The organism is Pseudoflavonifractor sp. An184 (assembly GCF_002160305.1).
Lineage (GTDB): Bacteria > Bacillota > Clostridia > Oscillospirales > Oscillospiraceae > Lawsonibacter > Lawsonibacter pullicola.
This window is the reverse complement of record NZ_NFKI01000003.1, coordinates 53,508-80,507: the sequence shown is the minus strand read 5'-3', so window position 1 is coordinate 80,507 and position 27,000 is coordinate 53,508. Positions and strand designations below refer to the sequence as shown.

The window sequence follows — 27,000 nt, the reverse complement described above, 5'->3', positions numbered from 1 at the left end:
AATTATCGCCTTGACATCTAGAAGTCTCAGGAATAATATATAAATGTTCTAAAAATTCCTTGTATTGTTGCGCGCTTTTTATTTTATATGGTAGAACCAATTTAAGGAATAGGTCAACCACTGAAACAGGAGGTTATCATCTATGCAGACGATTTCCCTTCCTTACGGACGGGGCCGGGTTGAGGCTCAGATCCCGGACCAGCGCCTGGCGGCGGTTCTCCGCTCCGGCGCACAGAGCTATCGGCCTCAGGCCGACCAGGATCAGCTGGTGCGGCAGGCTCTGGAGAACCCCATCGGCACGCCCCCGCTCCGGGAATTGGCCAAAGGCAAGCATCAGGTTGTCATTATCAGCAGCGATCACACCCGCCCGGTCCCCAGCAAGGTTATTTTGCCCCAGTTGGTAGATGAGATCCGGGCCGGTTCCCCTTCTGCAAAGATCACCGTGCTGGTGGCCACCGGCTTCCACCGCCCCACCACCCGGGAAGAGATGCTGGACAAATACGGCGAGGAGCTTTTCCTCCGGTCCGGCCTGCACTTTGCCGTCCATCTCAGCGGCAAGGATGAGGACATGGTATCTCTGGGCACCCTGCCCTCCGGCGGCAAGCTGCTCATCAACAAGCTGGCCGCCCAGGCGGACCTGCTGGTGGCTGAGGGCTTCATTGAGCCCCACTTCTTTGCCGGTTTCTCCGGCGGGCGCAAGAGTGTGCTCCCCGGAGTCGCCAGCCGGACCACCGTACTGGCCAACCACTGCTCCGCTTTCATTGACAGCCTCTTTGCCCGCACCGGCATCCTGGACGGCAACCCCATTCACCGGGATATGATCTACGCCGCCCAGCAGGCTAAGCTGGCTTTCATCTGCAATGTAGTCATTGACGAGAAAAAAGAAGTGATTGCCGCTTTCGCCGGCCACTTCAATGAGGCCCACCGGGCTGGCTGCGCTTTTGTAGAACAGCTCTCCGGTGTCTCAGCTGTCCCCGCCCCCATTGTCATCTCCACCAACGGCGGCTATCCCCTGGACCAGAACATCTACCAATCGGTGAAGGGAATGACCGCTGCCGAGGCCACCTGCGCCCCCGGGGGTGTGATCATTATGGTCTCCGCCTGCAGCGACGGACACGGCGGCCAGTCGTTCTACGACACCTTCGCTCAGGAACCCGACGAGGAAAAAATCATGGCCTCCTTCCTGGCCACCCCCAGCGACCGCACCATTCCCGACCAGTGGGAAGCTCAGATTCTCTGCCGTATTCTCTTAAAGCACCCGGTGATCATGGTCACCCAGGCCCCCCGGGAGATGGTGGAGGCCATGCACATGCACTGGGCCCCCGATCTTTCGGCGGCCATCGACCTGGCCGACCGGCTGCTGGGCTGGGCGGACAGCCCCATCACGGTAATCCCCGACGGCGTGTCGGTGATTGTAAAGAAAGCAGAATAAATTACTTAATGAGAAGGAAAGAAAAGAGGAATCCGCTATGAGTCAGTATGAAAAAGTGACCCCCGAACTGATCCAGGCGTTGCAGGCTGCGGTGCCCGGCCGGGTCAGCGTGGACGGGGACATCAACGACGACTTCTCCCACGACGAGATGCCCATCTACGGCAAGGCCATGCCCGAGGTGGTGGTGGAGGCTGTCTCCACCGAAGAGGTGGCCGCAGTGATGAAGCTGTGCAACGAGCACCATGTACCGGTCACCCCCCGGGGCGCCGGCACCGGCCTGACCGGCGGCGCTGTCCCGGTCTGCGGCGGTGTGGTGCTGTCCATCGCCAAGATGAACAAGATTCTCTCCTACGACACCGACAACATGGTGGTCCGGGTCCAGGCCGGCGTGCTCCTCAACGATCTGGCCGAGGACGCAGCCAAGAAGGGCTTCCTCTATCCCCCCGATCCCGGCGAGAAGTTCGCCACCCTGGGCGGCAACGTGTCCACCAACGCCGGCGGTATGCGGGCGGTCAAGTACGGCACCACCCGGGACTATGTGCGGGCCATGACCGTGGTCCTGCCCACCGGTGAGATCGTAAACATGGGCGCCAGCGTATCCAAGACCAGCTCCGGCTACTCCCTGCTCAATCTGATGATCGGCTCTGAGGGCACTCTGGGCATCATCACCGAGCTGACTCTGAAGCTGATTCCCGCCCCCAAGGCTGTCATCAGCCTGGTGGCCCTCTATGAGAACCTGGAGGACTGCATCGCCACCGTGCCCAAAATGATGCGGGCCAACCTGCACCCCCAGGCCCTGGAGTTCATGGAGCGGGAGATCGTCCGCCTCAGCGAGTCCTACCTGGGCAAGAGCACCTTCCCCCAGACCTTTGAGGGCAGCGACGTGAACGCCTACCTGCTCATCACCTTCGACGGGGACAGCGAGGAGCAGCTGGACGAGATGATCGAGCAGGCCTCCGAGGTCCTGCTGGAGGCCGGCGCTCTGGACATCCTGGTAGCCGACACTCCCCAGCTGAAGAAGGACGCCTGGGCCGCCCGTTCCACCTTCCTGGAGGCCATTGAGGCCAACACCAAGCTGCTGGACGAGAGCGACGTGGTGGTGCCCGTCAACGAGATCGCCCACTATGTGAACTTCATCAACGAGATCGCCAAGGACTACGACTTCGAGGTCAAGAGCTTCGGCCACGCCGGCGACGGCAACCTGCACATCTACAACTGCTCCAACGACATGGACCCGGAGGAGTTCAAGCGCCAGGTGGCCGCCTTCATGAAGCGGGCCTACGGCAAGGCCACTGAGCTGGGCGGCCTCATCTCCGGCGAGCACGGCATCGGCCGGGGCAAGATGGAGTATCTGGCCGAGATGGTGGGCCCGGTGAACATGCGCCTGATGGAGGGCATCAAGCACACCTTTGACCCCAACATGATCCTGAATCCCGGCAAGGTCTGCTACACCCTGTAAACATACTGGAAAAGACAGAAAATCGAGCGGAGGAAAAACTCATGTCCTATTTGATTTCAGAGGCTGCCCAGGATCTGCTGGGCGATGTGAAGGATTTTTGTGAAAACGAGGTCAAGGAGCCCTGCAAGGAGTTTGACCGCAGCGGCGAGTGGCCCAAGGAGATCTACGACCAGGCTATCGAGATGCAGCTGCAGACACTGGAGGTCCCCGAGGAGTACGGCGGCCCCGGTCTGAGCCGGGTGGATGTGGCCGCCCTGTTTGAGGAGATGGCCAAGGCCGACGCCGGCTTTGCTACCACCATCTCCGCCAGCGGCCTGGGCATGAAGCCGGTGCTCATCGCCGGCAACGAGGCCCAGAAGAAGCACGCCTGCCAGCTCATCATGGACGGCGGCTTCGGTGCCTTCTGCCTCACCGAGCCCGGTGCCGGCTCCGACGCCAGCGCCGGCAAGACCACCGCCGTGAAGGACGGGGACAGCTACATCCTCAACGGCCGCAAGTGCTTCATCACCAACGGCGGCGTGGCCTCCTTCTACTGCGTCACCGCCATGACCGACAAGTCCGCCGGCGTGAAGGGCATGTCCATGTTCTTCATCGAGGCCGGCACCCCCGGTCTCTCCACCGGCCACGAGGAGGACAAGATGGGTATCCGCACCTCCAACACCTGCGACGTGGTGCTGGACGACTGCCGTATCCCTGCCTCCGATCTGCTGGGCGCTGAGGGGCAGGGCTTCACCATCGCCATGAAGACTCTGGACCAGGCCCGTGCCTGGATGGGCTGCATCGCCACCGGCATCGCCCAGCGGGCCATGGAAGAGGCCATTGCCTATGGCAAGGAGCGTGTCCAGTTCGGCAAGCCCATTCTGAAGAACCAGGCCCTCCAGTTCAAGGTGGCTGACATGGCCATCAAGATTGAGACCGCCCGTCAGATGGTGGCCCACACCCTGACTCTGATGGATCAGGGCCTGCCCTGCTCCAAGGAGTCCGCCATCGCTAAGTGCTATGCTTCCGACATCGCCATGGAGGTGGCATCCGAGGCCATCCAGATGTTCGGCGGTTACGGTTACAGCCGGGAGTACCCGGTGGAAAAGCTGCTCCGCGACGCTAAGATCTTCCAGATCTTTGAGGGCACCAACGAGGTGCAGCGCATTGTGGTTGCCAACAACACCATTGGAAAATTCTAATTGAAGGAGCTCGAGTGATATGGAGATTCTGGTCTGCCTGAAGCAGGTGCCCGATGACTCGGTGGAAATCCACCTGAAGCCCGGCACCGAGGAAGTGAATCTGGACGGCGTCACCCCCGTGGTCAACGCCTTTGATACCTATGCGCTGGAGATGGCCACCCGCCTCAAAGAAGCCGTGGGTGGCAGCATCACCGCCATCACCGTGGGCCCGGAGAAAGCCCGGGACGCGGTGAAGACCTGCCTGGCCGTGGGCGCCAACCAGGGCTATGTCATCAGCGACCCCACTTTTGAGGACGCGGACACCCTGGGCCGCAGCAAGATCCTGGCCGCCGCCATCCGGAAGCTGGAGGCGGACGCCGGCAAGCCCTTTGACCTGATTTTCTGCGGCCGCGAGGCCACCGACCGGGCCAGCGGCCAGCTGGGGCCCCAGCTGGCTGAGGCCCTGGGCACCGGCGTGATCGTGGACCTGGTGGACATCGAGCAGACGGACGCCGGCATCTGCGCCAAGCAGGAGACTGAGGAGGGCTACCGCAAGGTAGAGTCCGCGCTCCCCTGCGTGGTCACGGTGAACAAGCCCGCCTATGACCCCCGTTACCCCACCATCAAGAGCAAGATGGCCGCCCGGAAGATGGCCATCCCCGTGCTCTCCGCCGCCGATCTGGACTCTGTGGAGCCCGGCAAGCCCACCGCCCACGTGGTCAAGGTCTTTGAGCCCGCCAAGCGCCAGGCCGGTGTGAAAATCAACGAGGAAACTGCTGCGGAATCCGCCATCAAGGCTGTTGACATGATGGCCGCCGCCAAGCTGCTGTAAAGGAGAGACAGACATGGATTGGGGCAATTGCAAAGATATTCTGGTCTTCCTGGAGCAAAAGGAAGGCAAAGTGGTAAATGTGAGCCTGGAGGCTCTGACTCCCGCCCGCACCCTGGCCGGTCTCACCGGCGGTAAGGTGCTGGCTTTGGCAGTGGGCACGGACAATGCCGCCGCCGCAGAAAAGGCTGCTCCGCTGTGTGACGGCGTACTCTCGGTAGAGGGTGCTGCCTTCAGCGACGGCTGCAGCGACGCCATGGTCTGCGCGCTGGAGGCCATGGTCAACAAGTATGCGCCCGCCGCGGTGCTGGCCGGCAACACCCCCCTGGGCCGGGAGCTCACCGCCCGGCTGGACGCCCGGAAGGGCCTGGGCAGTGTGCAGGACGCCACCGCGCTGAAGATCGACAACGGCACCCCCGTATGGACCGTTCCCCTCTACGGTGGCACGGTGCTCAACGACGTGGTGGTGGACACCCTGCCTGTAGTGGCCACCGTCCGCTCCGGCGCCTTCTCCAAGCCTGAGGCCGGCGAAGCCGCCCCTGTCACCGCTGAGGCGGTGGAGGTGCCCGCCGACGCCATCAAGACCAAGGTAGTGGAAGCGGTGAAGGAGATCTCCGAGTCCGTGAACCTGGAGGAGGCCAAGGTCATCGTCACCGGCGGCCGTGGTATGGGCAGCCAGGAGAACTTCGCCCTGGTGGAGGAGCTGGCCCAGCTGCTGGGCGGCGTGGTGGGCGCCACCCGTCCTGCCATCGAGGAGGGCTGGGTGTCCCGTGCCCACCAGGTAGGCCAGTCCGGCAAGATTGTCTCCCCCGCCCTGTACATCGCCTGCGGCGTGTCCGGCGCCACCCAGCACGTGTCCGGCATGACCGGTTCCGGCTATGTGGTGGCCATCAACAAGGACGAGGACGCCCCCATCTTTGATGTGGCCGATGTGGGCATCGTAGGCGACGTGATGAAGGTTCTGCCTGCCATGATCGAAGAAATCCGCAAGCGCAAGGCGGAGTAACCCAGCGGGCAGCGCTTCGCTGCCCTTCCCCCGGCACTTTGCACGATGGCATGATTGGACAAAAACAACAACACACAACGGCACCCCGTTGGTCCAGCCTCACCGGTTGGTCCGACGGGGTGCCGTTTTTCTAAACCGGCCGCCCTCTGCCAGCAGCTAAGGTACAAATACAGAAACGGTGGGAGCCGGAGGTTCCCTCATCAGGACCTCCGGCTCCCGCCAGAAAGAAGGTCGGTATTTCCGAAACGCTTCCTGTCTCACCCCAGCAGTATCGTGATTGCATGGTCTAAAATATGGGGCGTTCTGTCATACAGGTCCTCCATCAGAACACGCTCGGTCAGCTTATGAAAATCTTTTGCAGCGGATAAGTAGTCGCGGATTTCATTGTCAGCTAGAATCGTAGCCTTTACTTGCTTTGGAGCCGAGCGACAGATTCCTTGTACTGGATTTCTTTCAATCAAGCCACGGTTTACTGCCTGGCTTAGCACCTTTGAGAGTAGATTTTGAATATGCCGCATAGTCTGCTGGGATAGTGGTTTCCCATTCCGTTTGTTTCCATGCAGTTGATGCTCTTCCAGAAACTCCTCTATCTTTTGCGTCGTCAGGGATTCCAGCGGACAATCCCCTATCCAAGGCAGAATATGATTTTTCAATACATAGCGATGCGCTTCGCAGGTCGTATGCCTCACACTCGGTGCGTCATAGTTTTTTGTCAGAAAGCGACCCATTCTTTTACTGTCATACGCAACTTATCTGGAGGAACATCTCAATGGCTTTCCTCACTATGATGACGAGGTCGTTCGCAAGATGATTGAACGGGTCACTGTAGTCGATGCGGAAACAATCCGGGTCAAGTTCCGATACAGCGATTTGGAGATTGAACAGTCCGTATGCTAAAATAGAGACAAGGAGCGATTTACTTATGGAAATTTTTATAACAGGAGATACACATGGAGATTTCTGCCGGTTCCGGCCCGACATCTTCTATGAGCAGGAACACATGTCCAAGGAGGATTTGGTTCTGGTCTGTGGAGACTTTGGTGGAATCTGGTACGGTGATCCACGGGATGATGCAGGACTGGACTGGCTGGATAGTCTGCCCTACACCACGGCCTTCGTGCTCGGGAACCATGAAAACTATGACGCCTACAAAGGTTATCCCAAAGAGGAGTGGCATGGCGGACAGATCCAGAGGATACGTCCCTCCGTCCTGCATCTCATGCGGGGCCAGGTATATGAGCTCAACGGCAGGAAGTTTTTTACCATGGGCGGCGCATCCTCCCATGATATCCAGGATGGCATTCTGGAGCCGGACGATCCAGACTTCGAGGAAAAGTTTCAGCAACTCGAACAACGCGGTGCGCTGTTTCGTGTGAACCATCGTTCCTGGTGGGCCGAGGAACTGCCCAGCGAAGCGGAATATCTGGAAGCCAGAGCAAATCTGGAGCGTGTCCACTGGAATGTGGATTACATCATCAGCCACTGCTGCCCCTCCAGCATACAGGATGTGTTCAGCGGAGGAATGTTCAAGAAAGACGCACTGACCGAGTTCTTCGATGAAGTGTGTCAGAGATGTACCTTCCGGTATTGGTTCTTCGGCCACTACCACAGCAACATGGTGATCGAGAAAAAGTATGCTATGCTATATGAGCAGATCATAAGACTGAAGTAAGAAAGAGGGCTGTGCTGACGCATGGCCCTTTTTTCGTATCCTGTTTGCACATGGCTTTGTCAGTATGTCAATATGGGGGTTCGGAAATGGCTTGAAAAAAGCGCAGAAAAACAAAAATACAAGTTGTGCAAAACCCTGAATCCATTGAGCCGCAAGGCTTTCCGGGCTGTATCTTTTTCGGCAACAAAAGACAAAAACCGCCTCAAAACTGATGTTTTGAGGCGGTTTTTGTAACTTTTTCGACAATGATTTGTTTGGCGTTCTGCATAAATAAGACCTCAAATGTGGTCAACACACTTTTTCGGATTTGTTTTGAATTTTCGTTGTAGACATAGTTTTTGGTCCGTCTCCGCCACAATTCGTTCCGAAAAGAGGCAAAGGAAAACTGCACAATTTTTGAAATATGGGGTCATGACCACCTATTCACGATCAGTTCATGCGGCCACAGCTTTATCTTTGAATCTTGCGTCGCAAAATCTGATGGGCCAGTCTGCGCCTCCCAGCCTTGTTCCTCTCAGCGGAGCCGTGTATAATGGCAGTGGAAAGCAGGGAAAGAAACGAGTAAGGAGCAGTACCATGCGGATCCTCATGCTGGGCAACAGCTTTACATTTACCAACCATATGCCCCAGATGCTGGCTGACCTGACCGGGGCGGAGGTGGTCCACCACACCCGGGGCGGGGCGCGGCTGTCGGAACAGCTGAACCCCAGTACCAGGCTGGGCAGTCAGACCCAGGCGGCGCTCCAAAAAGAGAAGTGGGACTATGTGGTGCTCCAGGAGATGAGCCATGGCCCCATCACCTCCCCCAAGAGCTTCTTTTCCAGCATGGAGGGGCTCTGCCGGCAGATCCGGGCAAACGGAGCGGTCCCCATTTTGTTTGCTACCTGGGCCTATCAGAAAGGCGGAGCCAAGCTGACGGACAAGGGCTGGGACTACGACGAGATGGCCCGAACGCTGTCCGAGGCCTGCCACAAAGCGGCACGGGAAAATAACGCTCTGATCGCCGATGTGGGGCGGCGGTTTTACGAGCTATCCGACACTCAAAACCTTTATGCCGCAGATGGCGTCCACCCCAGTGAGCTGGGCTCTCATATTGCAGCGGGAACCATTGCGGCAGTGATCCGGCGGCGGGAGGAGCGTGTGCAATGACGGCAGAGACGAAACCCCGCCGCAATAAGTGGAAGATCGCCGCCGGCATTTTGCTGGCGGTTCTGGTCCTGCTGGCGGGCGGCTTTTTCTGGTATGTGTCCGACTACTACCGGGCGGAGGACGTGGCCCTGGAGGTACTGGCCGGCGGAGAGCATCTGAAAGCCCAGGATATGGAAAAAATGGACTACTGGGGCGGTGGGCCTGCTATGTGGATTCTCTGCACGGCAATAATAAACTGATGAAGGAACTGATTTGCGCCTACCCCGAACGTTACCACAATTTCTTCTTTTCCATTTTGCAGATATTGCCCAAAACTGTAACAGACGATGAGGTCATCAGAACAGAGAGCCTATATAAAAGAAATTGCTCACGATTTCGTTTGGAATGAACGACAATTGAATATCGGGAGATGCGTCTATGACAGAAGATTTCCCAAACGCAGTAGTTGCGGACAGAACGCCAATATCTGTATCCAGCAGCGCTCGGGCGGCAGGTTCCTGTTCTGGGCGCAGCACCCCATTGAATGCCACATCAATGGAACGTCCCGGTGATCTGTGATCCTCCAGAATGACAGGGACTTCGTATTGATCGAATAATCCCTGAAGTCCATCCATACAACCGCGGGAAGGCCGATATAATTCTCATCCTCATATCCGCAATCCAGTACACAGGGAATGCCATATACGGAAATGAGCATGGCTTGCGTAAAGCGAAATTCCGGATTTGGAAATGCCGCAAGCCGTTTGAACGTACCCAGCAGGCCGTGCAGCAGGTAAAATGTCTGATAGGGTTTCTCTTCCCGCAGACCGCCGCCGTAGGAGCGCACTTTACCCGAGGGCAGGACCGCCTAGATGGGCACGGTCCGCTTCAGCGGCTGGGAGAGAAAATTGACCTGAAGGATCGCCATAGCTCATCCCTCCGCCGCCTTGTTCACGCAGGTCACGGCGTTCAGGCTCCTGGGGGAGCCGATATAGGGCAGGCACTGGGAGGTCACCCAGATCAGGAAGTCCTTGTCGTTGCCCAGGTTCATGTTGCCCTTGGCGTGGCTGGTCAGCTGGGGCTCACAGCAGCAGTTGGCTGCCAGCCAGCGGTTGATGTGCCCGGCCTTCCACGCCTCCAGCATCTGGGTGCCGAAGATGTCTGCCTGAGCCTGCGCGCCATTCTCCAGCCGGTCCTCCATGGTGGTGGTAGCCTGGCCCTCCAGCGGCAGGGCCACGCCCCGGGCGGTCAGCACCTCGTTGGTGATGTCCAGGAAGGGCAGAACCCGGCCCATCCCCAGGTAGTCCACCGCCTGATAGACGATCTCCTTGGCCATCACCGGAGTCACCCCGACATCCAGGGCCTGGGGCAGCTCCCGGCGAAAGACATCCGTCCCCTGGCAGCCCAGCAGGGTGGCCAAGATTGCCATGTGCCGGGTGACCTCGTCCAGCTGCTGGCCGGGTTCATTCACCACCTCGTCAAAGGCGAAGTGTTCCACGCGCTCCACGAATTCCGGATCAGTTTCCCGATAGTTCTTCATCATATTCAATGCACGTTCCTTTCTGTGCTATTTAATCCTGAGAGAGGGTGACCGTAACGTCACCCCGTCCCAAAATCTTCTTCAATTCCTGAGCGGTGACCCCTTCGATGTGCCCCAACTTGGTGAACCGCCAGGAGTTGGGGGCGTAGTAAATCACAAAGGAGCGGCCCAGATAGAGGATCAGGTCTCCAGCCTGTGTGGTGATGGACTGGTCGTTGGTGGGCAGACGGAAGGGAAGGTTCCCCACCTTTTCCATGCGGGCGTAGTCCTCCATCTGGATGGTGATGGGGCCGTCTTTCAATTTTGCCTCCAGCGCCTTTGCGGAGGAGTTGTCCGCCAGCGCGGCAGTCAAAACCGTCTCCCCGATGGTCAGCTTCATGGTTTGTCCTCCTTATGGTTCCAGACGCAGCCGGAACCCTGGTTTAGGGTCAGGTGCGTCTGGATTTCTGTTTCTTTACAGTTTGGAATAGGCCTCGTCGTCCACCGCTTCCAGCCACTCGTTGCGGGTCTCCTTGCCGGGTACCTCCACGGCGATGTGGCTGAACCAGCTGTCCGCCTTGGCCCCGTGCCAGTGCTTCACCTCCGGGGGGATGACGATGACGGTGCCGGGGGTCAGGCTGACGGCGTCCTTGCCCTCCTCCTGGTACCAGCCCTCGCCGGCAGTACAGATGAGAATCTGGCCGCCGCCGCTCTTGGCGTGGTGGATGTGCCAGTTGTTGCGGCAGCCCGGCTCAAAGGTGACATTGGCAAGTCCCACCACGCTCTCACCGGGTCTGGTCAGGGGATTCAGATAAGAGTTGCCGATAAAATATTGGGCAAAGGCGGTGTTGGCCATCCCCTGGCCGAACACATTCTGCTCATCAAATGCGGCTTTGTCCTGAATCTTCATAAAAAAATGCCTCCTTAAATATTTTGATCTGTTTGAATGGGAGCAATGGTCAACCTTGTTTTGCTTCCTGCTGTTTCCGGATGTGGTAGCGGAGATAGTCCAGCCGCTCCAGCTGCTTTTCCCGAAAGTGGATCTCATCCAGGGTACGGCCCCGCTTCTCGTCCAGTATCCGTAGGCGCTGTGCCTCGGTGCCCTCCTGCTCCAGCAGGAGCTTCATGTAGGTCTCGATCTCAGCGTTTTCAAACCCCACATCATGCAGCGTCATGATCATGCTCAGGCGTTCCAGGTCGGTGTCGTCGTACTGCCAGACACCCATGACTGTTTTCACCGTGCCGCACAGTCCCCAACTCTCGTATTCCCGCAGGATCTCCAGGGGGATGTTATACCGCTCACTGGCCTCATGGATCGTCATGCCATCACCCCTTCCCATGATCCGGCGCATAAAAAATATAGGCGTTCCTCTTGGAACACCTATATTTTAGCCCGGTCATAAAGCAATGTCTAATGCTTATATTAAATTTTGTTCCATACCGGAAATGTATTTCTCGGAAAACTCGATCAAGGCCGCTGCCGCGGCAGAGAAGGTCTGTGTCTTTTTCCACACCAGCACAGTGTTGGATTCCAAGGGTGGCGACAGTGGGATAAACCGAAGTCCCTCATAGGTGCAGTCCAGGTTCAGCGTGAGGACACTGCCGCCGCTGGCCCGGGCCAGAGAGGCCAGATTATAGAGCAGGTTTCCGGTGGCCGTGATTCGAAGACCCTCTGCGTAGGGGCCGAACCAGTTGAGCAGTTCGTTCTGCACGATCTCCCGCTCGGGCAGGATCAGGGGGACAGAAGCAAGATCCGCCGGGCTGACGCGCTCCCTGGACGCCAATTCCGAATCTTCTCGCACCAGCACGCCCCACTGTTCCCGGCACGGTGTGCGGACAAAGCTGTATTTGCTGATGTCCACCGGCTCCTGCAAAAGTCCCACATCCAGCAGGCCCCGCTCGATGCGCTCTTTGATATTGTCGGAGTTTCCGCTGTAAATCGTAAAACTGACCAGCGGATTTTTCTCCTGGAAAGCCGTGAGAAGCTGGGTCAAAAAGCTGGAACTTTGTAATTCCCCGCTTCCCACTGCGACGTTGCCGGTCAGCTGCTCCTCTCTGTGCTGAAGATCGTCTTTTGTTTTATCCGCCAGCGCCACGATCTCCTCTGCACGCCGGCGGAGCAGCATTCCCTCCTCCGTCAGGATAATGCGGTGCTTGCTTCGGCGAAACAACTGCACGCCAAGCTCCTCCTCCAGTTGCATCAGCTGCCTGGACAGGGTGGGCTGGGTCAGATGCAGGAGGTTGGCCGCTTTAGTGATGTTCTCCTCCCGGGCGACCAACAGAAAATATTTCAGCACACGGATCTCCATGGAATGTCACTCCCTTCTGCTCAAAAATAGCATAGCAGTCGAAAAAATCAACATAAATAAATGCTAACTATGCGCATTTTGGATATAAAATAACGCATGTCTACTGGTCTATATTCCGCATACATAATATCACAGTAGATTCGAGACAGAACGTTCGGAATAAACGCTTTGCAGCGTCTTGACAAAATCCAGGACTTCCTTTCGCTGCTCTCCGCTGTGGGTGCACAGGACACAGGGGATATTCTCCTCACAATCAAAGGGAATCTACGCAAACTCGCTGGAGCCGTCGTTCAGAGCACCGGGGACAGGCAGACTCCCTTATGGGAGGCCACATTGGTCAGGGGGGTGTCGCAGTCGGGGCCTGTTTGCGTTACTATCAACCTGGAGCCTTATTTAACACTGTCATCCAGCCGCTCAATTTTGAAGATCACCGGCCTTGTGCCGTCGGAGCAGCAGGTGATCATCGTGTTCTCCTGGTTCATCCAGCCTTTCATGATGGAGCCGCCCTGCAATCCAGTGTAGATGTACCGGGCGATGGCGTCCCATGCCTCGGAACAGTGGGGCATCTTGGGGCCGCCGGCTACGGTGTCCGGGTCGGCGCTGGTCTTGATCAGGGTGTTCAGGCCCATGTGCCAGAAGTCGTCCCGGTCCCCGTTCCGCTCAAAGATGAACTCGTCTCCCACGTTGTAACAGGGACAGGCTCCGGCATTGGGGTCGGCGCAGTACTGCTGCTGCAGCTCCGGGTACAACTTCTTGTCGAGCACGGTGAGTTTCACTCTGTGTTTCATGGTTCGTTCCTCCTGTTGGCGGCGCCGTGCATGGAAAAAGCGGCTTCCCCGTGGTATAATCGATTCATCTCACTGGAGGACGGGGTGGCCGCCATGCTGACGCCCAGATATTATTTCGCGGATGACTTCCGTGTGTTTTACGACTACTTTCTCTCCCAGCCCCACAGGGAAACGGTGTTCCGCAAGGGCGACCTCCTGTGGAGGGACGGCCAGCCCTACGACCGCATCCACTACTTTCTCTCCGGTGCGGCGGTGCATTTTGCGGAGCATGAGACCGGCCGGCGCAGGATCATCAGCTTTCATGGCCCCGGGACGGTGTTCCCGGGCTACCACACCACGGATTTCCGGATCGAGCTGTCTCTGACCACGACAGCGCTGTCGGAGATCCATGTGCTGGAGTTTACGATCCCGCAATTCCAGGCCATGTTTGAATCCAATTCCGCCCTGGCTGAACAGGTGGTCAACTGGTACGCCATGTACGTCAACCGCTTTCTCTTTGAGACGGTGCACCAGGAGTTCAACTCCTCCCGGGTCAAGCTGTGCAACCTGCTGTACCTGCTGACCATGAACCAGCCGGCAAACTCCGGCCTGGTCATCGAAATGACCCAGGAGGACCTTGCGGACATCCTTGGAATCAGCCGGGTCCATATCACGCGGGAACTGACCGAACTGCGGCGGATGGGGGTCCTTACCACCACGCGGGGCAGGCTGACCATCACGGATCTACCAGCCCTGGCCGGTCTCTGCACGGACGAAACGGTGTATTGCATGGATCATTCTAACTGCTCCGTCCGCCCCTGTCTGCTACCAAGGTTACACAAGCCCGCTTTACTTTAATTTTTCTGGGCGTACTACGCCGCTGTCAAGATTCTGCAATTGCAACGAAAACCGGAAGAGCGTAAAAATGCGCTCTTCCGGTTTTCCCTCTTTTCATCGCCGTCTCCCGCGCTTATCCCGGCAGAGAATCCTTCAGGATCTGAAGAAACCGGGATACCTCCGGGGACGGCTCCTTTGCGTACAAAATGCCATAGGGAACCGTGTAGTCCCACTCCACCGGCAGTGTGATCAGGGAGGGATGGATCTCCGCCCAGGCGTCCAAAGTCAGCAGCAGGGTGCCGTTCTGCTCACAGGCGTTGAAGGTGTCCAGGTCGTAGTAGTAATCGGCCTCCTCCACAATGATTTGGGGATGGGTCAGCTGAAGGACATCCTGAAAGTGGTCTAACCGCTCCGTCTCCCCGCGCTTGACCTTGACCAGGCGCTCCCCGTGCAGGTCCTGGATGGAGAGCATCTTCTTTGCCGCTAGCGGGTGGCCCTCGGGCACGGCCACACAGAGGCGGTAGCCCCCCAGGATCAGGTAGTTGGCCCGGGAGCGGATGGTCTTGGAGTCGAAGGTGCCCACCAGCAGGTCAAAGGTTTCTCCCAGCGCCGCAATGACGGCAAACCGCTCCTCCTTAGTATCCGTATAGGGCACGATATGGAACTTGTACTGGGGGTAGGTGGCGCGGAGCGGCGCCCACAGGTCGGTCAATACCTTGCTGGGGTTCAGAAGGGACGAGCCCACCCGGATGACAATTCCCTCATCCTGCTCCGCACGTTTGGCTTTAGCCGCCGCATGATCTGCCAACGCCGCCATCTTTTTACCGTCCTGGTACAGTGACTGCCCCGCCGCGGTCAGCACAACACCCCTCTTATCCCGTTTGAACAGCGTCACACCCAGGCGGCTCTCCAGGGTGTTGATGTGCTTCATCACCGACGCGGGCGTGACCAGGAGCCGCTTGGCGGCTTTGGTGAAACTGCCGCAGTCCGCTACCTGTAAAAATACCTGCAGCTGCTGGCTGAGCATGAGACGCACCTTCCTCTGCCTGTTTACTTTTAGTATATAGAATGTAGCATTTCTGGTCATTCCCTGTCAAGGGAAAGGGCGCTAAAATAGAGCCATCCAAATCAAAATAGGAGGCATCGACAATGGAATATACAACTTTGCGAAATGGGGTCCAGATTCCCATGCTGGGATACGGTACCTATCAGATCCCGGCGGAGGACACGAAGCACTGCGTCCTGGAGGCCCTGTCGGTGGGCTACCGGAGCATCGACACGGCCCAGGGGTATTTCAACGAGGAGGGCGTGGGGGAGGCGGTCGCCCAGTGCGGCATTCCCCGGGAAGAGCTGTTCCTGACGGACAAGGTCTGGATCAGCAACGGGGGCTATGAAAAGGCCGCTGCCTCCATTGACGCGTCCCTGAAGAAACTCCGGACCGACTATATCGACCTGATGCTCGTCCACCAGCCCTTCAACGACTACTATGGTACCTGGCGCGCCTTAGAGGAGGCCTATCGGGCAGGGAAGCTCCGGGCCATTGGCGTGTCCAACTTCATGCCGGATCGTTTTATTGACCTGTGCAGCTTCGTGGATATCGCGCCCATGGTGAATCAGCTGGAGGTCCATGTGTTCCAGCAGCAGCGGGTGATCCGCCCCTATCTGGAGAAACACGGCACCCAGCTTATGGCATGGTCTCCGCTGGCCCAGGGGAGGAACGGGCTCTTCACCGATCCTACGATGACGGAGATCGGGGAGCGGTACGGCAAGACGGCGGCCCAGGTCGATCTTCGGTTCTTGATGCAGTCCGGCGTAGTGGTGATTCCAAAGTCCACCCACCGGGAGCGTATGGCGGAGAATTTTGACCTGTTTGACTTCCGTCTGACCGACGGGGAGATGGAACAGCTTCAGGCCATGGATCTGGGCCGCAGCCAGTTCATCGACCACTATGCCCCCAATGTGGCAGAGATGTTCGTGGGCGCCGGTTCTGTGTAAGGAGGAGGTATTGATGAGCAGCAGCAAACTCGGGTTCGGCATGATGCGCCTGCCCCAGCGCTCCCCGGAGGCCACAGATATCGACTTTGAGCAGGTCAGCCAGATGGTGGACCGATTCCTGGCGGCCGGTTTTACCTATTTTGACACCAGCTGGACCTATCACAACGAAGCCAGCGAAACAGCGGTAAAAAGGTGTCTCGTCAGCCGTCATCCCCGAGACAGCTTCGTGCTGGCCTCCAAACTGCCCACCTTTGCCATCACCAAGGAGGAAGAAGCGGAGGAGATCTTCAACCAGCAGCTGGAGCGGTGCGGCGTGGACTACTTTGACTACTATCTGCTCCACAATGTGAACTGGATGCGCTTGAGGTTATATAAGTGCATGTACCGGTCAATGATTTGTTCGGATCATGGAAAGATATCGTTCCCCTTGCTTTGCCTGGATGATAGCAATACTCCCCATGATGTATCTATTTCTCTACATCAGGGGGAGTATTTTGTCTAATATCCGTTATTCTGGAGCAGTTCAGCTGAACCCGGCGGATCTGTTCTGCCTCAAATTTTCTGATTTCCGGTGGACCAGACGTGGCTCTCCTGCGCCGTGGCCGGCGTGTTCTGGGCCATCACGCCTACCAGAGGATGGGGGACATAGGGCTCCTCCAGGTAGGCGCACTCCTCCGCCGTCAGTTCCAGGTCCACCGCCTTGGCCGCCCCCTCGATGTGGTGGAGCTTGGTGGCCCCCACCACCGGAGCCGTCACCTTTGTGAGCAGCCAGGCCAGGGAGATCTCAGTCATGGACACGCCGTGCCGGTCGGCCAGCTCCGCCACCCGCTGGATAATGGGGGCATCCTGAGTTGCCATGCCACCGTACTTCATCTGGGCGTAACTGTCCTCCTGAAGCCGCTTGGAGGTCTCGCCGGGGTGTTTGGAGAGGCGGCCACCGGCCAGAGCGCTGTAAGGCGTCATGGCGATGTTCTCCTCCCGACAGAAGGGGGCCATCTCCCGCTCCTCCTCCCGGAAGATCAGGTTGTAGTGGCTCTGTACCGACACGAACTTGGCAAAGCCCTCCCGCTCCGCCAGGGCGTTTGCCTTGCACAGTTGCCAGGCAAAGCAGTTTGAAATACCGATGTGGCGTGTCTTGCCCTCCTTTACCATCTGGTTCAGGCCGTCCATGATGTCATAGAGGGGGGTCTGGTAGTCCCACATGTGGTAGATGTACAGGTCTACATGGTCCATCCCCAGGTTCTGCAGACTCTTCTCCAGCAGGCGGCGAATGTGCGCTTGTCCGGAAATACCTGCCTCGATCTCTTCGTTGGTGCGGGGGAGAAACTTGGTGGCCACCACCACCTCGTCCCGCTTGGCAAAGTCCCGCAGGGCCCGGCCCAGGTACTGCTCGCTGGTGCCGTTCTGATAACCGATGGCAGTATCGAAGAAGTTGACGCCAAGTTCCAACCCCCGCTGGATGATCTCCCGGGAGTGTTCCTCGTTAATTGTCCAGCTGTGCTGGCCGTTGGAGGCGTCGCCAAAGCCCATGCACCCCATGCAGATTCGGGACACTCGCAAATCAGAATTGCCCAGTTGTGTGTATTTCATAGATAGCCTCCGTTCCAAAATTGAATTCATTTTAACCAAGTGCGGTGTGAAACGGCGTTGTCCACTACCGTTTCTATCGCAGTTTTCGATCAAAGCATACGACCTTATACAAGAAATGTGAAATGCCTTTTTCAAATAGAGAAACATGCAAAAATTGAATTTATACCGTATAGACGAATGGAAACAGCCTGTACTTTCCACACAAGCAATATCATGCAAAATACGTATTTCTCTAAATCTAATATAAGCATTAGACATTCCAAGTTTCTCATTCTACAATGTAGGTGTCAAATTAGAGGGGCGGTTTGGGAGTGTGCTCTGAATCTCCCCCAACTGGTGGAGCGACGCGCCCATGGCGGTCTATACCTTCCTGGAGTCCTATGACTGGGACGGAAAGACGCTGATCCCCTTTAATACCAGTGCCAGCGGCGGCTTTGGCAGAAGCCTGTCCGCACTGGAGGAGAGCGCGGCAGGAGCTTCGACTCTGGATGGGATCTCCTTCACCGAGCGTAACCTCGGGGACGCACAGAGCGAAGTGGCGGCCTGGCTGGATGAGCTGGACCTGAAATAGAAAGGAGGCGGCGAGTATGCCGCATGTAGCAATCACCATGATCCCGGGACGGGACGAGGAGACCAAGTTGGCCCTGGCCAAGAAGACGCAGGAATTTCTGGTGGGCGAGCTGGGAATCGACCCCAAGTTCGTGTCGGTGTCCATCCAGGACATCCCCATGGAGGACTGGCAGAAGTCCATGGAGCAGTTCCCGGATGACATTATGTATGTAAAACCCGGCGTGTGACCGGAGAGAGGCGGTATCTGTTATGAAGAAGAATGTTGGCTCTGTATTGGCCCTGTACCCCACGCCTCTGGTCATTGTGGGGACAATAGTGGACGGCAAGCCCAACTGGACCCTGGTTGGCCATCTGGGCATCATCGGGCATGACCGGGTGATGGTCAGCATGGCGGTTCCCCATTACAGCAATAGCATTAAATTTCAATCCACGCTCCCCGTGAGGGGAGCGACAGTACGGCGGAAAACAGAATAGGGGTGCAGCGTCATTTCAATCCACGCTCCCCGTGAGGGGAGCGACCCTGCATTTTCGCGCAATTCACGCAACCGCGTCCTATTTCAATCCACGCTCCCCGTGAGGGGAGCGACCAGCGGCCTCATGTGACGCTCACCTCCCCCGCCACCGATTTCAATCCACGCTCCCCGTGAGGGGAGCGACCAGCCGCCGCCCCCCGGGCTGGCGGGAGACGGAGATTTCAATCCACGCTCCCCGTGAGGGGAGCGACCGCCGCCTGGGTGTCCCGGTCCTTTGTGGTGGACGATTTCAATCCACGCTCCCCGTGAGGGGAGCGACGATGCCTCAGTGTTACCTGCTTGCTGCATGTTTTCAGTCATTTCAATCCACGCTCCCCGTGAGGGGAGCGACGCCTCTCTTGGGCCCGGCCCCCTGGGTTGACAATCCATTTCAATCCACGCTCCCCGTGAGGGGAGCGACCCAATGGAGATGCTGTGTTCCAGCCCTATGAGATTATTTCAATCCACGCTCCCCGTGAGGGGAGCGACCTTCAGCCCCTGCTCCAAGTCGTCCAGACTCTTATCATTTCAATCCACGCTCCCCGTGAGGGGAGCGACAGGGTCACCGACTTCTCCACCGCGTGCTGGGGCAATTTCAATCCACGCTCCCCGTGAGGGGAGCGACAAAATCCCGCCCAGGTGATGCAGCACCGGGCGGATTTCAATCCACGCTCCCCGTGAGGGGAGCGACGCCCGGCGCGAGCGAGCCGCAGCCGGGGCCGCCATTTCAATCCACGCTCCCCGTGAGGGGAGCGACGCCCCGGGGGGCCCGAAGGGCCCACCCCCGGCCCATTTCAATCCACGCTCCCCGTGAGGGGAGCGACCCGCGGCGGGGCGTCATTCGCCCGGATTCGACTCCATTTCAATCCACGCTCCCCGTGAGGGGAGCGACCGACGACCATGGTCTATGCCATGGCGTACCAGCTCTACATTTCAATCCACGCTCCCCGTGAGGGGAGCGACCCCACACGGTGGGCGGCGGCTACACCATGGATCTGATTTCAATCCACGCTCCCCGTGAGGGGAGCGACCCGACCCGGCCGCGCTGCGGCCTCTCGGATATGCATTTCAATCCACGCTCCCCGTGAGGGGAGCGACGTCGTACTGGGCGCAGCTGCTCGCCGGTATTGAATTTCAATCCACGCTCCCCGTGAGGGGAGCGACCGACTGCCTCTCCCCCAGCAAGACGCTGCACAGCCTATTTCAATCCACGCTCCCCGTGAGGGGAGCGACTCCGGAGAGGGGTGGAGGCCGCCCTGCTGGCCCCCACCGATTTCAATCCACGCTCCCCGTGAGGGGAGCGACGCCTCTCTTGGGCCCGGCCCCCTGGGTTGACTTTCCATTTCAATCCACGCTCCCCGTGAGGGGAGCGACTAAGCGGGCCGCCAGGGCCTTCCGGCTGCCCCAATTTCAATCCACGCTCCCCGTGAGGGGAGCGACGGGTGCTTTGTGCTTTGTGCCGGGAAAAAAGTGCAATTTCAATCCACGCTCCCCGTGAGGGGAGCGACGTGCCAAGCGAGGGACCCTGTACTATCTCCACGCAATTTCAATCCACGCTCCCCGTGAGGGGAGCGACGGACAACGACGGGGTGATAAGGGGGTATCTAGGTATTTCAATCCACGCTCCCCGTGAGGGGAGCGACGTATGCATCTCGTCGGCGATAACAATGTTGGCGTTATTTCAATCCACGCTCCCCGTGAGGGGAGCGACCAGTCTGGGCATAGTCCATGGTTCCGTCATCCTATTTCAATCCACGCTCCCCGTGAGGGGAGCGACCTCGGGCGGAGACAGAGGTATCCTCGTAAGCTGGATTTCAATCCACGCTCCCCGTGAGGGGAGCGACCTCGGGCGGGATGCAGAATGCCAGGCCACTGGTCGTATTTCAATCCACGCTCCCCGTGAGGGGAGCGACCTGACGACCAATACCAGGACGACGGCTCATCAAAGTATTTCAATCCACGCTCCCCGTGAGGGGAGCGACGCGGCCGTGGTACGGTACTGGTTTCCGGGTGGCTCTATTTCAATCCACGCTCCCCGTGAGGGGAGCGACTTCGTGTCATCAACTGAGGTTGATCTTTGATTGAATTTCAATCCACGCTCCCCGTGAGGGGAGCGACATTTACCCCCCTGTCAAGTTTCCCCGCCGTCGGAAATTTCAATCCACGCTCCCCGTGAGGGGAGCGACCTTCTATCAGCTCCGGCGGAGCTGTATCATCCGATTTCAATCCACGCTCCCCGTGAGGGGAGCGACTCCACTCCTGCACGAAAATCACCTGCCCAACAAATATTTCAATCCACGCTCCCCGTGAGGGGAGCGACCCGCCAACAATGCCATCCTGTCAGTTGCTAAAAAAATTTCAATCCACGCTCCCCGTGAGGGGAGCGACCGGGTTGAGCTTTCCATTTTGGCCAAGCATTGATATTTCAATCCACGCTCCCCGTGAGGGGAGCGACTCGGGCGGAGACAGAGGTATCCTCGTAAGCTGGATTTCAATCCACGCTCCCCGTGAGGGGAGCGACACAGATATCCACCGTCGCCCACATCGCCGCTGATGATTTCAATCCACGCTCCCCGTGAGGGGAGCGACTCAGATGGTGTGGTGACGGATTTTGGGAGGTGCCGGATTTCAATCCACGCTCCCCGTGAGGGGAGCGACTGCAAATATATCCAAAATGCTGCGGGCCATTTTGGATAGATTTTCTAATTTTTAAAAAAGATACTTATAAAATCAAAATAAAAATAATCACAAAATGGGATTTTTAATAAAGACAGGTATGTTTATCCTGCTTTTCAAGTGCGAACCGAGTAAGAAATCAGTGTGCGCTTCCTATTCGCACAGTTAAAGAATCATAGGTTCCTCTGGCAGGTACGTCTGTTTACGGCCGAAGTGTTCGATTTTATTTTCATAGCGTTTCCCTAAGTAATAAAACCGAAGGCTGTCCTTTTCCGGGTCCATGATCGCACATAGCTTTGCCTGGAGCAATTTACACTGGGCCGAGTCCAGTAGACATTCAAAAACAGAATTTTGGACCCGCTGCCCGTAGTTTACACATTGCTTGGCGATCTGCCGCAGCCGTTTCCGCCCAGCGGAATCTTCCGTGTTGACATCATAGGTAATCAAGACCAGCATTCCAGAACCTCACTTCCACAAAAAAGGCGGATAGGAATCCAGATCTCCTCGGAGACAGCGTGCCAGAAGAAGCGCTTGAATATAGGGAACCAATCCCCAGGGAAGTTTTTCATGCAAATATGGATGGGTCAGTATCTCTTGTTTTCGAGTCTGCCAATGCTTCAAAAAAGTCCGGCGGCCCGTGTCATTTAGAAAGACAGCACCATTTTCTCGAATATCAAAGTCTGAGTTGCCCACGACACGGTTATTGACGAGCGTCAGGACGAACCGGTCCGCCATACAGGGACGTAGTTCTTCCATGAGATCTAATGCCAGAGAGGTGCGTCCGGGGCGGTCACGGTGGAGAAAGCCTACATAGGAATCCAGGCCCACACTCTCCAGAGCGGAGGCACAGTCGTGGGTCAGCAGGCTATAAGCAAAGGAGAGGAGCGCGTTGATTGGGTCCTGAGGTGGGCGGCGGTTCCGACCGGAAAACTGAAAGAGAGGCTTTTCGCCTAAAATCATCTGGTCAAACACACTGAAATAAAGTGTGGCTCCTGCACCTTCTAATCCGCGTAAATTGTCTAAAGAGGCTTCTTCCGCAACTTGTGGAAGAAGCACTTTCATCTTAGAAGAAACAGAGGAAAAACGGTCCGCATCCAACCGAAGCCCATGGTCGCGCCGGGTCCGCTCAATGCTCCAGCGGGCATTATATATCTTCCCCAAAATCATATTACGGGCGATACGGCAACACGGCCCTGGATCATCTGCAATTCGGTACTGAGTACGGCGAAGCAATACGTTCCCAGAGCTTGCCCCGGTAACACGGGCCAAAAAACGGCCTCGGGGGGTACAAAACGCCAGAGAGATATCCCGCTTTGCGCAGGCGCCCATCAGAGCAGGGGAGGCCCCGGGATAGGAAAACGATATGATCCCGTCCAATGTGTGGAGAGGGTATCGGGCGATTTCCTGCCGTTCCCGGTTTGCGACCACATTTTCCCCGTCCAAGGAGAGGTAGATATCCTCACTGGTGACAAAGAGGGTGTTCAACAGATGTTTCATATCAACTCCTCCATGGCCTTCTTCAGATAGTTGGACACAGAGCCTCGCCGGGTCAACTGGGGCAGGCAAAGGTCCTTTAAAGAGCAGGCGTTACAGGACTTGCTGGGCTTTGCTTTCGGCGTATGCCCCCGGCGGTAAAACTGGTGCATCTCGTCTGAGTAAGACCGGACACGCTCCCGCAGTTCTGGTGAAAAGGCGACCGGTGTGCGCCGCCGCGGCTCTCCATAAAAGAGTGCCCCCTCAGGGATAGAACAGCAGAGCATCTCCTCCAGGCACATGGCCTGGGCGCAAAGCTGGAGTTCGTCCGCCTGGTGAGCTTTGGGACGGCCGCGTTTATACTCCACGGGGAAGGGAAGCCAGAGGCCCTCCTCCCCATGGAGCGGGATGCCCTCCGGCGAGGCATGAAACTCCACTACGTCGCACTGACCGGACAGACCCAAGGTGTGGGAGACGACGGAGAGACCGCGGAGGATCAGCAGATCACCCCGGCGCTCTCGGAGGGAGGCGTCGTGAGCCCGCTGATGGAGCAGCGTTCCCTCTACGGTGCGCAGGTTTTCCTGCCACTGCTGCTCTAGATGAATCAGAGCCCACTGGCGGCGGCAGAAAGCAAAATGCTGAAGGCCGGAGAGAGGGAGGAGGTCCTCCTCACAGTAGGTCACCCCATCTGCACACATGTGACGCCGGAAGGCAGAGCGGACTCGTCCACTGACACGATATAGTCCTGATAGGAGCGTGCCGGAGCAGTAACATCTGAATCCTTTCGATCCACATGGACCGCCTCGAACAGTTTCCAGGCAGGGGCATTGCCCAGCTCGCTGTCATGCTTGAATACGATCAGGTCTCGGACAGCCATTTTCCCACGGGCGGCGGAGTGGTCGTGTTCAAACATGTTCAAAATAGCTTCCCACAGAAGGGACAGGTCCTCTTCGGAAAAACCGGTGGTCTTTCGGGCCAGATTGGCGGAGATATACCCTTCACAACGGTAGAGACCATAGGGGACGATATACTTGCGTCCCATTTCTGTTCCCTTCTTTTCCGCGTCTGCCTCAGTTGTGATGGCCACACGCGTAATGGTGACTTCCTGAGGAACGATGGGCTCCACGCTGCGGGCAAATCCCAGCTGTACCGGACCACGCACCTGACCGCAGTTCAGGGCCGCTTTCACGAAGGTGGTCATAACCGCGCCGAAGGTGCGGATATCGTAGAAGTTGGCACACATCCAGTCCCGGATTTTTCGATCCAGGTCTGGATCGCTTTTTTTCTTCTCCTTGACCGATTTCTCATCCACGTCCAGAGCAGCGTAAGCCTCAGCATCGCTGCGGTTCAGGGGCACGCCGTCTTTAACATAGATGCGGTAGCCGGTGCTGTCCTCCTTCACGGTCTCCACATAGTTGCGGATCTTCCGCTTCAGACACACGTCGGTGACAATGCCAAGACCGGTCTCCGGGTCCACTCGGGGCATATTGCCCGCGTCCGGGTCCCCGTTGGGATTGCCGTTTTCCACGTCGAACAAAATCACGAATTCATAGCGGTTTTTGATGGGATCAGACATGTTCTTTTTCCTCCTTTTTCTGATAACGGGCCTGGGTCTGGTGGTAGTAACCAAGCTGGAACGAGCCCTGCTGGGGCAGATTCATCCGGGCGGGATACTCTGTTCCATCAAATTTGGAAAACAATTCTGTGAGCTGTTTCTCATAGGAAATAGAAAGTCCACGATTAGAACTGCTCAGCTTTTTCAAATGCTTCTGCGCCAGATTGGTCAGCACCGGAAAGATGACAGCCGGAGTGGCGGCCGCAGAATTGAAATATTTATCTTTGATGGTAGCGTTGACGCCTGGATTGGCGGACTCCTGAATTGCCTCCAGGACGGAGAAGAGCCGTCCCAGCGTGTATGGAATATTGTTCGTATTAGGATTGAGAGACACTTGTAAGACCTCCTCCGGTATGTCGGGATTTTCTCGTTTGATTGTCTCCTGCAGCTTCCGATAATAGGCTTTTAAAACAGCCGCTCTCCCTCGGGTGATCTCCCGCTCCGCCCGGATGCGTAAAGTCACGCCGTTGAGCAGCGTGGCGGGATAGCGGGTGTTCATCAGGACGGCCCGCAGGACCTCGCCGGCCAGATCGGGGGCGGGGGATTTGTCTCTGGAGTTCTGATTGACCGTCTCGCTGAGCAGCTTCCAAAGAGGGAGAGTCTCGAACTTGTCATAAGCGGGCCGGACGATCTCCAACCGGTCGTAGTGGGCCTGGATGTTGCGCAGAAAGCCGCCAAACGTGTTATGCAGGAAGAACCGCACCGAAAGCCGGGCGGCGTTGGGGGAGAGGCCCAGGACATAGAAGTCCATGCCGGGGTCCAGCTTGTCCGCCTCATAGGTCACCGGCTGTCCGGCGCAGAGGCTTTTTACCATTCCACGCAGGTCGTTTTCCGTGTAGGAGGGGACGGCGGCGCCGAAGGCAGCCCCTCCAAACAGGGCGGCGTAGGCCGGTTTCGCGTTTCTGGCCCAGCAGACCACAGTGGCGTCTCCGATGCGGAACACGTGGTCCCGGTCGGACAACAGGTGGTTCAGGGCAGTGGTATAGGCGAAGGCGGCAAATTTTCCGGTGGGAGCATTCAAATTCTGTTCCTTGCCATAGGAACAGAATGCCGGGGCGTTGAAGGATACCAGAGCCGCGCCGCTGGATTGGGCGCCTGCCACGTTTTTGATGGAGGGATGGATATTTTCGATGGGGCCCACCTCGCCGGTGACAAGGCAGAGGCCCTGGGGGCCGTCTCCGGCGGAGTTATAATAAGTTTCCCACGTCTGACGGATTGCGGGATCGCTATGGACGAAACCTTCCGCTGTACGGAAAATGAGATTTCCGCCGGAGAGAATACCATCCAAATGCTCTTGGAGGGCCGGATGTTCCCATGCCTTTTTGGGTTCCCAGGTGCGAAAAAATGCCAAGACCGCCTGGGCCGCTGGAGAATCCACATGCTCCAGCAGTTTCTCGTGAAGCGCCTTGCAGGCGGAGAAACATTCCAATGTTCGCTGGGGCTTGCCCTTGTTGTCGATCCCTAAAAAATAGCTGGAGTTGTCACACAGAAAGTTAGCCGCCACGCCCACGGTTCGTTTGACCGGAGCAGGGAGGGAAATACTCTGGGGTGCAAGGACTATCTTTTTCCCCTTGGGCTGTTCTGTTTGCATAAAGTCGACGCGCTCCAACGTCCCGTTCATTGCCAGACAGAGGGCATAGGAGACTTTTACAGGGCTCCAGCCTGGTGCGGCAATCTTTCCTCCCTGCTCCAGAGCCTGGTAATACTCGGTCAGCGCCTGAAGAATCATCCCCGCACCTCCCCGCTGTTCCGGTCCGGGACGTTCAGAACTCCGTTTTGGAGGGAGCCCCGGAAGAATAGGGGCCGAATATTTTCCGGGTCGGTATAGTCCATGTCGTAGAGCATCCAGCCCAGGTCTTGGGTCCTGTCCTTCAGCTCATCGGGGCAGGGGGGGAGCTCCTCACACCACCGGAATTGGGCGGGAAATTCCCGGCAGCCGAAGCAGGGCTGATGGTAGAACTGCCCCCGCTTGATCCGGCGCTTCACAATATCCTGAAACTTTCCGGGGTTGTCCCCCTGAGCGGCCTGGTCTGTCATCTCAAAATGGGCCTCGATCACATAGCGTACGTCCCTCAGCAGCAGGGCGGCCCGCTGCTGGATGTCGTCCGAGGTGCACAGATACAGCTGTCCCTCCCCCTTTTCCATGACGGTGCGTGCCGTCCGGGCTGGGATTTTGGATTTTACTTCGTTGCGCCGCAGGTTGGTGAAACGGATGGGGGCGCACACATGGATTTGGTCGATGACCCACCGCAGCCCTGGGTGCCAGTAGATAGCCTCGATCAGTCCCCGGGCGGCGGAGGGGGTCATCACGTCGTAGCTGACCCGCTCAACCTTCATCTCTGGACGAGTGAAGAGCGCATAGTCTCCCCAGACTTCCAATTGGATCATTGGCATTTCCTTCTTTCTGCTAGATAAAATGCTGAATATAGCGCAGAGAAATTATACTATATT

The 27,000-nt window shown here is 57.4% G+C and carries 29 protein-coding genes and 1 CRISPR repeat array; of the genes, 13 read left to right on the top strand and 16 right to left on the bottom strand.

The features are described 5' to 3' along the window. Positions 1 to 142 precede the first annotated feature (142 nt). From larA to B5F19_RS02170, 5 genes are read left to right on the top strand one after another with little or no spacing between them, the layout of a single operon-like run. Positions 143 to 1,432, top strand: coding sequence for a nickel-dependent lactate racemase (gene larA / locus B5F19_RS02190; protein ID WP_087287380.1), 1,290 nt, complete (start codon positions 143 to 145; stop codon positions 1,430 to 1,432). Between the two features lie 37 nt (positions 1,433 to 1,469). After that, on the top strand, positions 1,470 to 2,891 hold the full coding sequence (locus B5F19_RS02185; protein ID WP_087287377.1) for an FAD-binding oxidoreductase: 1,422 nt from the start codon (positions 1,470 to 1,472) through the stop codon (positions 2,889 to 2,891). 41 nt (positions 2,892 to 2,932) lie between these two features. After that, complete coding sequence (locus B5F19_RS02180) at positions 2,933 to 4,072, top strand: acyl-CoA dehydrogenase family protein (protein WP_087287371.1); 1,140 nt, start codon at positions 2,933 to 2,935, stop codon at positions 4,070 to 4,072. A 19-nt stretch (positions 4,073 to 4,091) separates the two neighbouring features. Then, positions 4,092 to 4,883, top strand: coding sequence for an electron transfer flavoprotein subunit beta/FixA family protein (locus B5F19_RS02175; RefSeq protein WP_087287368.1), 792 nt, complete (start codon positions 4,092 to 4,094; stop codon positions 4,881 to 4,883). Positions 4,884 to 4,896: 13 nt separating this feature from the next. After that, complete coding sequence (locus tag B5F19_RS02170) at positions 4,897 to 5,886, top strand: electron transfer flavoprotein subunit alpha/FixB family protein (protein ID WP_087287365.1); 990 nt, start codon at positions 4,897 to 4,899, stop codon at positions 5,884 to 5,886. Positions 5,887 to 6,143: 257 nt separating this feature from the next. On the opposite strand, the gene B5F19_RS02165 is transcribed toward B5F19_RS02170, so the two are convergent. Continuing rightward, on the bottom strand, positions 6,144 to 6,614 hold the full coding sequence (locus B5F19_RS02165) for a phage integrase SAM-like domain-containing protein (RefSeq protein WP_087287362.1): 471 nt from the start codon (positions 6,612 to 6,614) through the stop codon (positions 6,144 to 6,146). 194 nt (positions 6,615 to 6,808) lie between these two features. Here B5F19_RS02165 and B5F19_RS02160 point away from each other — a divergent pair, with 194 nt between their 5' ends. The 3 genes from B5F19_RS02160 (at position 6,809) to B5F19_RS02150 (ending at position 8,946) form a co-directional block, all read left to right on the top strand. Further along, positions 6,809 to 7,558, top strand: a complete 750-nt coding sequence (locus tag B5F19_RS02160) for a metallophosphoesterase (RefSeq protein WP_087287359.1) — start codon at positions 6,809 to 6,811, stop codon at positions 7,556 to 7,558. 576 nt (positions 7,559 to 8,134) lie between these two features. Continuing rightward, positions 8,135 to 8,707 carry an SGNH/GDSL hydrolase family protein gene (locus B5F19_RS02155; protein WP_087287356.1) on the top strand — a complete coding sequence of 191 codons (573 nt, stop codon included), beginning with the start codon at positions 8,135 to 8,137 and terminating at the stop codon, positions 8,705 to 8,707. Then, positions 8,704 to 8,946 (top strand): hypothetical protein, encoded by a 243-nt coding sequence (locus B5F19_RS02150; protein ID WP_242972669.1) that lies wholly within the window; start codon positions 8,704 to 8,706, stop codon positions 8,944 to 8,946. Before B5F19_RS02155 ends, B5F19_RS02150 begins: the two co-directional genes overlap by 4 nt. Before the next feature lie 96 nt (positions 8,947 to 9,042). On the opposite strand, the gene B5F19_RS17380 is transcribed toward B5F19_RS02150, so the two are convergent. The 7 genes from B5F19_RS17380 to B5F19_RS02115 form a co-directional block, all read right to left on the bottom strand. Next, positions 9,043 to 9,321 (bottom strand): hypothetical protein, encoded by a 279-nt coding sequence (locus B5F19_RS17380; protein WP_162612497.1) that lies wholly within the window; start codon positions 9,319 to 9,321, stop codon positions 9,043 to 9,045. 296 nt (positions 9,322 to 9,617) lie between these two features. Continuing rightward, positions 9,618 to 10,229, bottom strand: a complete 612-nt coding sequence (locus B5F19_RS02140; RefSeq protein ID WP_204248285.1) for a carboxymuconolactone decarboxylase family protein — start codon at positions 10,227 to 10,229, stop codon at positions 9,618 to 9,620. 28 nt (positions 10,230 to 10,257) lie between these two features. Further along, the gene (locus tag B5F19_RS02135) at positions 10,258 to 10,605 is read right to left on the bottom strand and encodes a cyclophilin-like fold protein (RefSeq protein WP_087287352.1); all 348 of its coding nucleotides are present in this window, start codon (positions 10,603 to 10,605) and stop codon (positions 10,258 to 10,260) included. A gap of 75 nt (positions 10,606 to 10,680) precedes the next feature. Further along, positions 10,681 to 11,115, bottom strand: coding sequence for a cupin domain-containing protein (locus B5F19_RS02130; protein ID WP_087287348.1), 435 nt, complete (start codon positions 11,113 to 11,115; stop codon positions 10,681 to 10,683). Positions 11,116 to 11,164: 49 nt separating this feature from the next. Further along, entirely contained in the window at positions 11,165 to 11,527 is a 363-nt protein-coding gene (locus tag B5F19_RS02125; protein ID WP_087287345.1) for a MerR family transcriptional regulator, read from the bottom strand. A 96-nt stretch (positions 11,528 to 11,623) separates the two neighbouring features. Further along, the gene (locus B5F19_RS02120) at positions 11,624 to 12,514 is read right to left on the bottom strand and encodes a LysR family transcriptional regulator (protein ID WP_087287342.1); all 891 of its coding nucleotides are present in this window, start codon (positions 12,512 to 12,514) and stop codon (positions 11,624 to 11,626) included. Between the two features lie 389 nt (positions 12,515 to 12,903). Further along, the gene (locus tag B5F19_RS02115; RefSeq protein ID WP_087287340.1) at positions 12,904 to 13,302 is read right to left on the bottom strand and encodes a TIGR04076 family protein; all 399 of its coding nucleotides are present in this window, start codon (positions 13,300 to 13,302) and stop codon (positions 12,904 to 12,906) included. Positions 13,303 to 13,332: 30 nt separating this feature from the next. Between B5F19_RS02115 and B5F19_RS02110 the strand changes: the two genes are divergently transcribed. Further along, positions 13,333 to 14,139: a Crp/Fnr family transcriptional regulator gene (locus B5F19_RS02110; RefSeq protein WP_242972668.1), complete on the top strand. Its 807-nt coding sequence runs from the start codon at positions 13,333 to 13,335 to the stop codon at positions 14,137 to 14,139. A gap of 112 nt (positions 14,140 to 14,251) precedes the next feature. Here the strand turns inward: B5F19_RS02110 and B5F19_RS02105 are convergent, their stop codons facing one another. Beyond that, complete coding sequence (locus B5F19_RS02105) at positions 14,252 to 15,145, bottom strand: LysR family transcriptional regulator (RefSeq protein ID WP_162612498.1); 894 nt, start codon at positions 15,143 to 15,145, stop codon at positions 14,252 to 14,254. Positions 15,146 to 15,267: 122 nt separating this feature from the next. Here B5F19_RS02105 and B5F19_RS02100 point away from each other — a divergent pair, with 122 nt between their 5' ends. Together B5F19_RS02100 and B5F19_RS02095 are read left to right on the top strand one after the other, a co-directional pair. Continuing rightward, positions 15,268 to 16,113: an aldo/keto reductase gene (locus B5F19_RS02100; RefSeq protein ID WP_087287334.1), complete on the top strand. Its 846-nt coding sequence runs from the start codon at positions 15,268 to 15,270 to the stop codon at positions 16,111 to 16,113. A gap of 13 nt (positions 16,114 to 16,126) precedes the next feature. Then, the gene (locus B5F19_RS02095) at positions 16,127 to 16,615 is read left to right on the top strand and encodes an aldo/keto reductase (RefSeq protein WP_087287331.1); all 489 of its coding nucleotides are present in this window, start codon (positions 16,127 to 16,129) and stop codon (positions 16,613 to 16,615) included. A gap of 50 nt (positions 16,616 to 16,665) precedes the next feature. Here the strand turns inward: B5F19_RS02095 and B5F19_RS02090 are convergent, their stop codons facing one another. Further along, on the bottom strand, positions 16,666 to 17,703 hold the full coding sequence (locus B5F19_RS02090; protein WP_087287328.1) for an aldo/keto reductase: 1,038 nt from the start codon (positions 17,701 to 17,703) through the stop codon (positions 16,666 to 16,668). Between the two features lie 322 nt (positions 17,704 to 18,025). Between B5F19_RS02090 and B5F19_RS02085 the strand changes: the two genes are divergently transcribed. Both B5F19_RS02085 and B5F19_RS02080 read left to right on the top strand, forming a co-directional pair. After that, a complete protein-coding gene (locus B5F19_RS02085) occupies positions 18,026 to 18,274 on the top strand; it encodes a flavodoxin (RefSeq protein ID WP_255378390.1) in 249 nt (82 codons plus the stop codon). Between the two features lie 16 nt (positions 18,275 to 18,290). Then, on the top strand, positions 18,291 to 18,500 hold the full coding sequence (locus B5F19_RS02080) for a tautomerase family protein (protein WP_087287323.1): 210 nt from the start codon (positions 18,291 to 18,293) through the stop codon (positions 18,498 to 18,500). Between the two features lie 192 nt (positions 18,501 to 18,692). Next, a CRISPR array of direct repeats spans positions 18,693 to 21,443; the repeat unit is 33 nt; unit sequence ATTTCAATCCACGCTCCCCGTGAGGGGAGCGAC. 183 nt (positions 21,444 to 21,626) lie between these two features. Here B5F19_RS02080 and cas2 read toward each other — a convergent pair. Genes cas2 through cas5c form a run of 6 tightly spaced genes read right to left on the bottom strand, consistent with a single transcriptional unit; the run spans position 21,627 to position 26,943 of the window. After that, complete coding sequence (cas2, locus tag B5F19_RS02070) at positions 21,627 to 21,917, bottom strand: CRISPR-associated endonuclease Cas2 (RefSeq protein WP_087287321.1); 291 nt, start codon at positions 21,915 to 21,917, stop codon at positions 21,627 to 21,629. A 9-nt stretch (positions 21,918 to 21,926) separates the two neighbouring features. Then, positions 21,927 to 22,958: a type I-C CRISPR-associated endonuclease Cas1c gene (gene cas1c, locus B5F19_RS02065; RefSeq protein WP_087287318.1), complete on the bottom strand. Its 1,032-nt coding sequence runs from the start codon at positions 22,956 to 22,958 to the stop codon at positions 21,927 to 21,929. Next, a complete protein-coding gene (gene cas4, locus B5F19_RS02060; protein WP_087287315.1) occupies positions 22,955 to 23,617 on the bottom strand; it encodes a CRISPR-associated protein Cas4 in 663 nt (220 codons plus the stop codon). The genes cas1c and cas4 overlap by 4 nt, the downstream gene beginning before the upstream one ends. Further along, the gene (cas7c, locus tag B5F19_RS02055) at positions 23,614 to 24,510 is read right to left on the bottom strand and encodes a type I-C CRISPR-associated protein Cas7/Csd2 (protein ID WP_087287311.1); all 897 of its coding nucleotides are present in this window, start codon (positions 24,508 to 24,510) and stop codon (positions 23,614 to 23,616) included. The genes cas4 and cas7c overlap by 4 nt, the downstream gene beginning before the upstream one ends. Beyond that, positions 24,503 to 26,278 (bottom strand): type I-C CRISPR-associated protein Cas8c/Csd1, encoded by a 1,776-nt coding sequence (cas8c, locus tag B5F19_RS02050; RefSeq protein ID WP_087287308.1) that lies wholly within the window; start codon positions 26,276 to 26,278, stop codon positions 24,503 to 24,505. Before cas8c ends, cas7c begins: the two co-directional genes overlap by 8 nt. Continuing rightward, complete coding sequence (gene cas5c / locus B5F19_RS02045; RefSeq protein ID WP_087287305.1) at positions 26,275 to 26,943, bottom strand: type I-C CRISPR-associated protein Cas5c; 669 nt, start codon at positions 26,941 to 26,943, stop codon at positions 26,275 to 26,277. Before cas5c ends, cas8c begins: the two co-directional genes overlap by 4 nt. Positions 26,944 to 27,000: the final 57 nt, after the last annotated feature.

Coding starts and splice junctions, on each gene's coding strand:
- larA (WP_087287380.1), top strand. CDS start 143: ATGCAGACGATTTCCCTTCCTTACGGACGGGGCCGGGTTGAGGCTCAG.
- B5F19_RS02185 (WP_087287377.1), top strand. CDS start 1,470: ATGAGTCAGTATGAAAAAGTGACCCCCGAACTGATCCAGGCGTTGCAG.
- B5F19_RS02180 (WP_087287371.1), top strand. CDS start 2,933: ATGTCCTATTTGATTTCAGAGGCTGCCCAGGATCTGCTGGGCGATGTG.
- B5F19_RS02175 (WP_087287368.1), top strand. CDS start 4,092: ATGGAGATTCTGGTCTGCCTGAAGCAGGTGCCCGATGACTCGGTGGAA.
- B5F19_RS02170 (WP_087287365.1), top strand. CDS start 4,897: ATGGATTGGGGCAATTGCAAAGATATTCTGGTCTTCCTGGAGCAAAAG.
- B5F19_RS02165 (WP_087287362.1), bottom strand. CDS start 6,614: ATGGGTCGCTTTCTGACAAAAAACTATGACGCACCGAGTGTGAGGCAT.
- B5F19_RS02160 (WP_087287359.1), top strand. CDS start 6,809: ATGGAAATTTTTATAACAGGAGATACACATGGAGATTTCTGCCGGTTC.
- B5F19_RS02155 (WP_087287356.1), top strand. CDS start 8,135: ATGCGGATCCTCATGCTGGGCAACAGCTTTACATTTACCAACCATATG.
- B5F19_RS02150 (WP_242972669.1), top strand. CDS start 8,704: ATGACGGCAGAGACGAAACCCCGCCGCAATAAGTGGAAGATCGCCGCC.
- B5F19_RS17380 (WP_162612497.1), bottom strand. CDS start 9,321: ATGGATGGACTTCAGGGATTATTCGATCAATACGAAGTCCCTGTCATT.
- B5F19_RS02140 (WP_204248285.1), bottom strand. CDS start 10,229: ATGATGAAGAACTATCGGGAAACTGATCCGGAATTCGTGGAGCGCGTG.
- B5F19_RS02135 (WP_087287352.1), bottom strand. CDS start 10,605: ATGAAGCTGACCATCGGGGAGACGGTTTTGACTGCCGCGCTGGCGGAC.
- B5F19_RS02130 (WP_087287348.1), bottom strand. CDS start 11,115: ATGAAGATTCAGGACAAAGCCGCATTTGATGAGCAGAATGTGTTCGGC.
- B5F19_RS02125 (WP_087287345.1), bottom strand. CDS start 11,527: ATGACGATCCATGAGGCCAGTGAGCGGTATAACATCCCCCTGGAGATC.
- B5F19_RS02120 (WP_087287342.1), bottom strand. CDS start 12,514: ATGGAGATCCGTGTGCTGAAATATTTTCTGTTGGTCGCCCGGGAGGAG.
- B5F19_RS02115 (WP_087287340.1), bottom strand. CDS start 13,302: ATGAAACACAGAGTGAAACTCACCGTGCTCGACAAGAAGTTGTACCCG.
- B5F19_RS02110 (WP_242972668.1), top strand. CDS start 13,333: ATGGAAAAAGCGGCTTCCCCGTGGTATAATCGATTCATCTCACTGGAG.
- B5F19_RS02105 (WP_162612498.1), bottom strand. CDS start 15,145: ATGCTCAGCCAGCAGCTGCAGGTATTTTTACAGGTAGCGGACTGCGGC.
- B5F19_RS02100 (WP_087287334.1), top strand. CDS start 15,268: ATGGAATATACAACTTTGCGAAATGGGGTCCAGATTCCCATGCTGGGA.
- B5F19_RS02095 (WP_087287331.1), top strand. CDS start 16,127: ATGAGCAGCAGCAAACTCGGGTTCGGCATGATGCGCCTGCCCCAGCGC.
- B5F19_RS02090 (WP_087287328.1), bottom strand. CDS start 17,703: ATGAAATACACACAACTGGGCAATTCTGATTTGCGAGTGTCCCGAATC.
- B5F19_RS02080 (WP_087287323.1), top strand. CDS start 18,291: ATGCCGCATGTAGCAATCACCATGATCCCGGGACGGGACGAGGAGACC.
- cas2 (WP_087287321.1), bottom strand. CDS start 21,917: ATGCTGGTCTTGATTACCTATGATGTCAACACGGAAGATTCCGCTGGG.
- cas1c (WP_087287318.1), bottom strand. CDS start 22,958: ATGAAACATCTGTTGAACACCCTCTTTGTCACCAGTGAGGATATCTAC.
- cas7c (WP_087287311.1), bottom strand. CDS start 24,510: ATGTCTGATCCCATCAAAAACCGCTATGAATTCGTGATTTTGTTCGAC.
- cas8c (WP_087287308.1), bottom strand. CDS start 26,278: ATGATTCTTCAGGCGCTGACCGAGTATTACCAGGCTCTGGAGCAGGGA.
- cas5c (WP_087287305.1), bottom strand. CDS start 26,943: ATGCCAATGATCCAATTGGAAGTCTGGGGAGACTATGCGCTCTTCACT.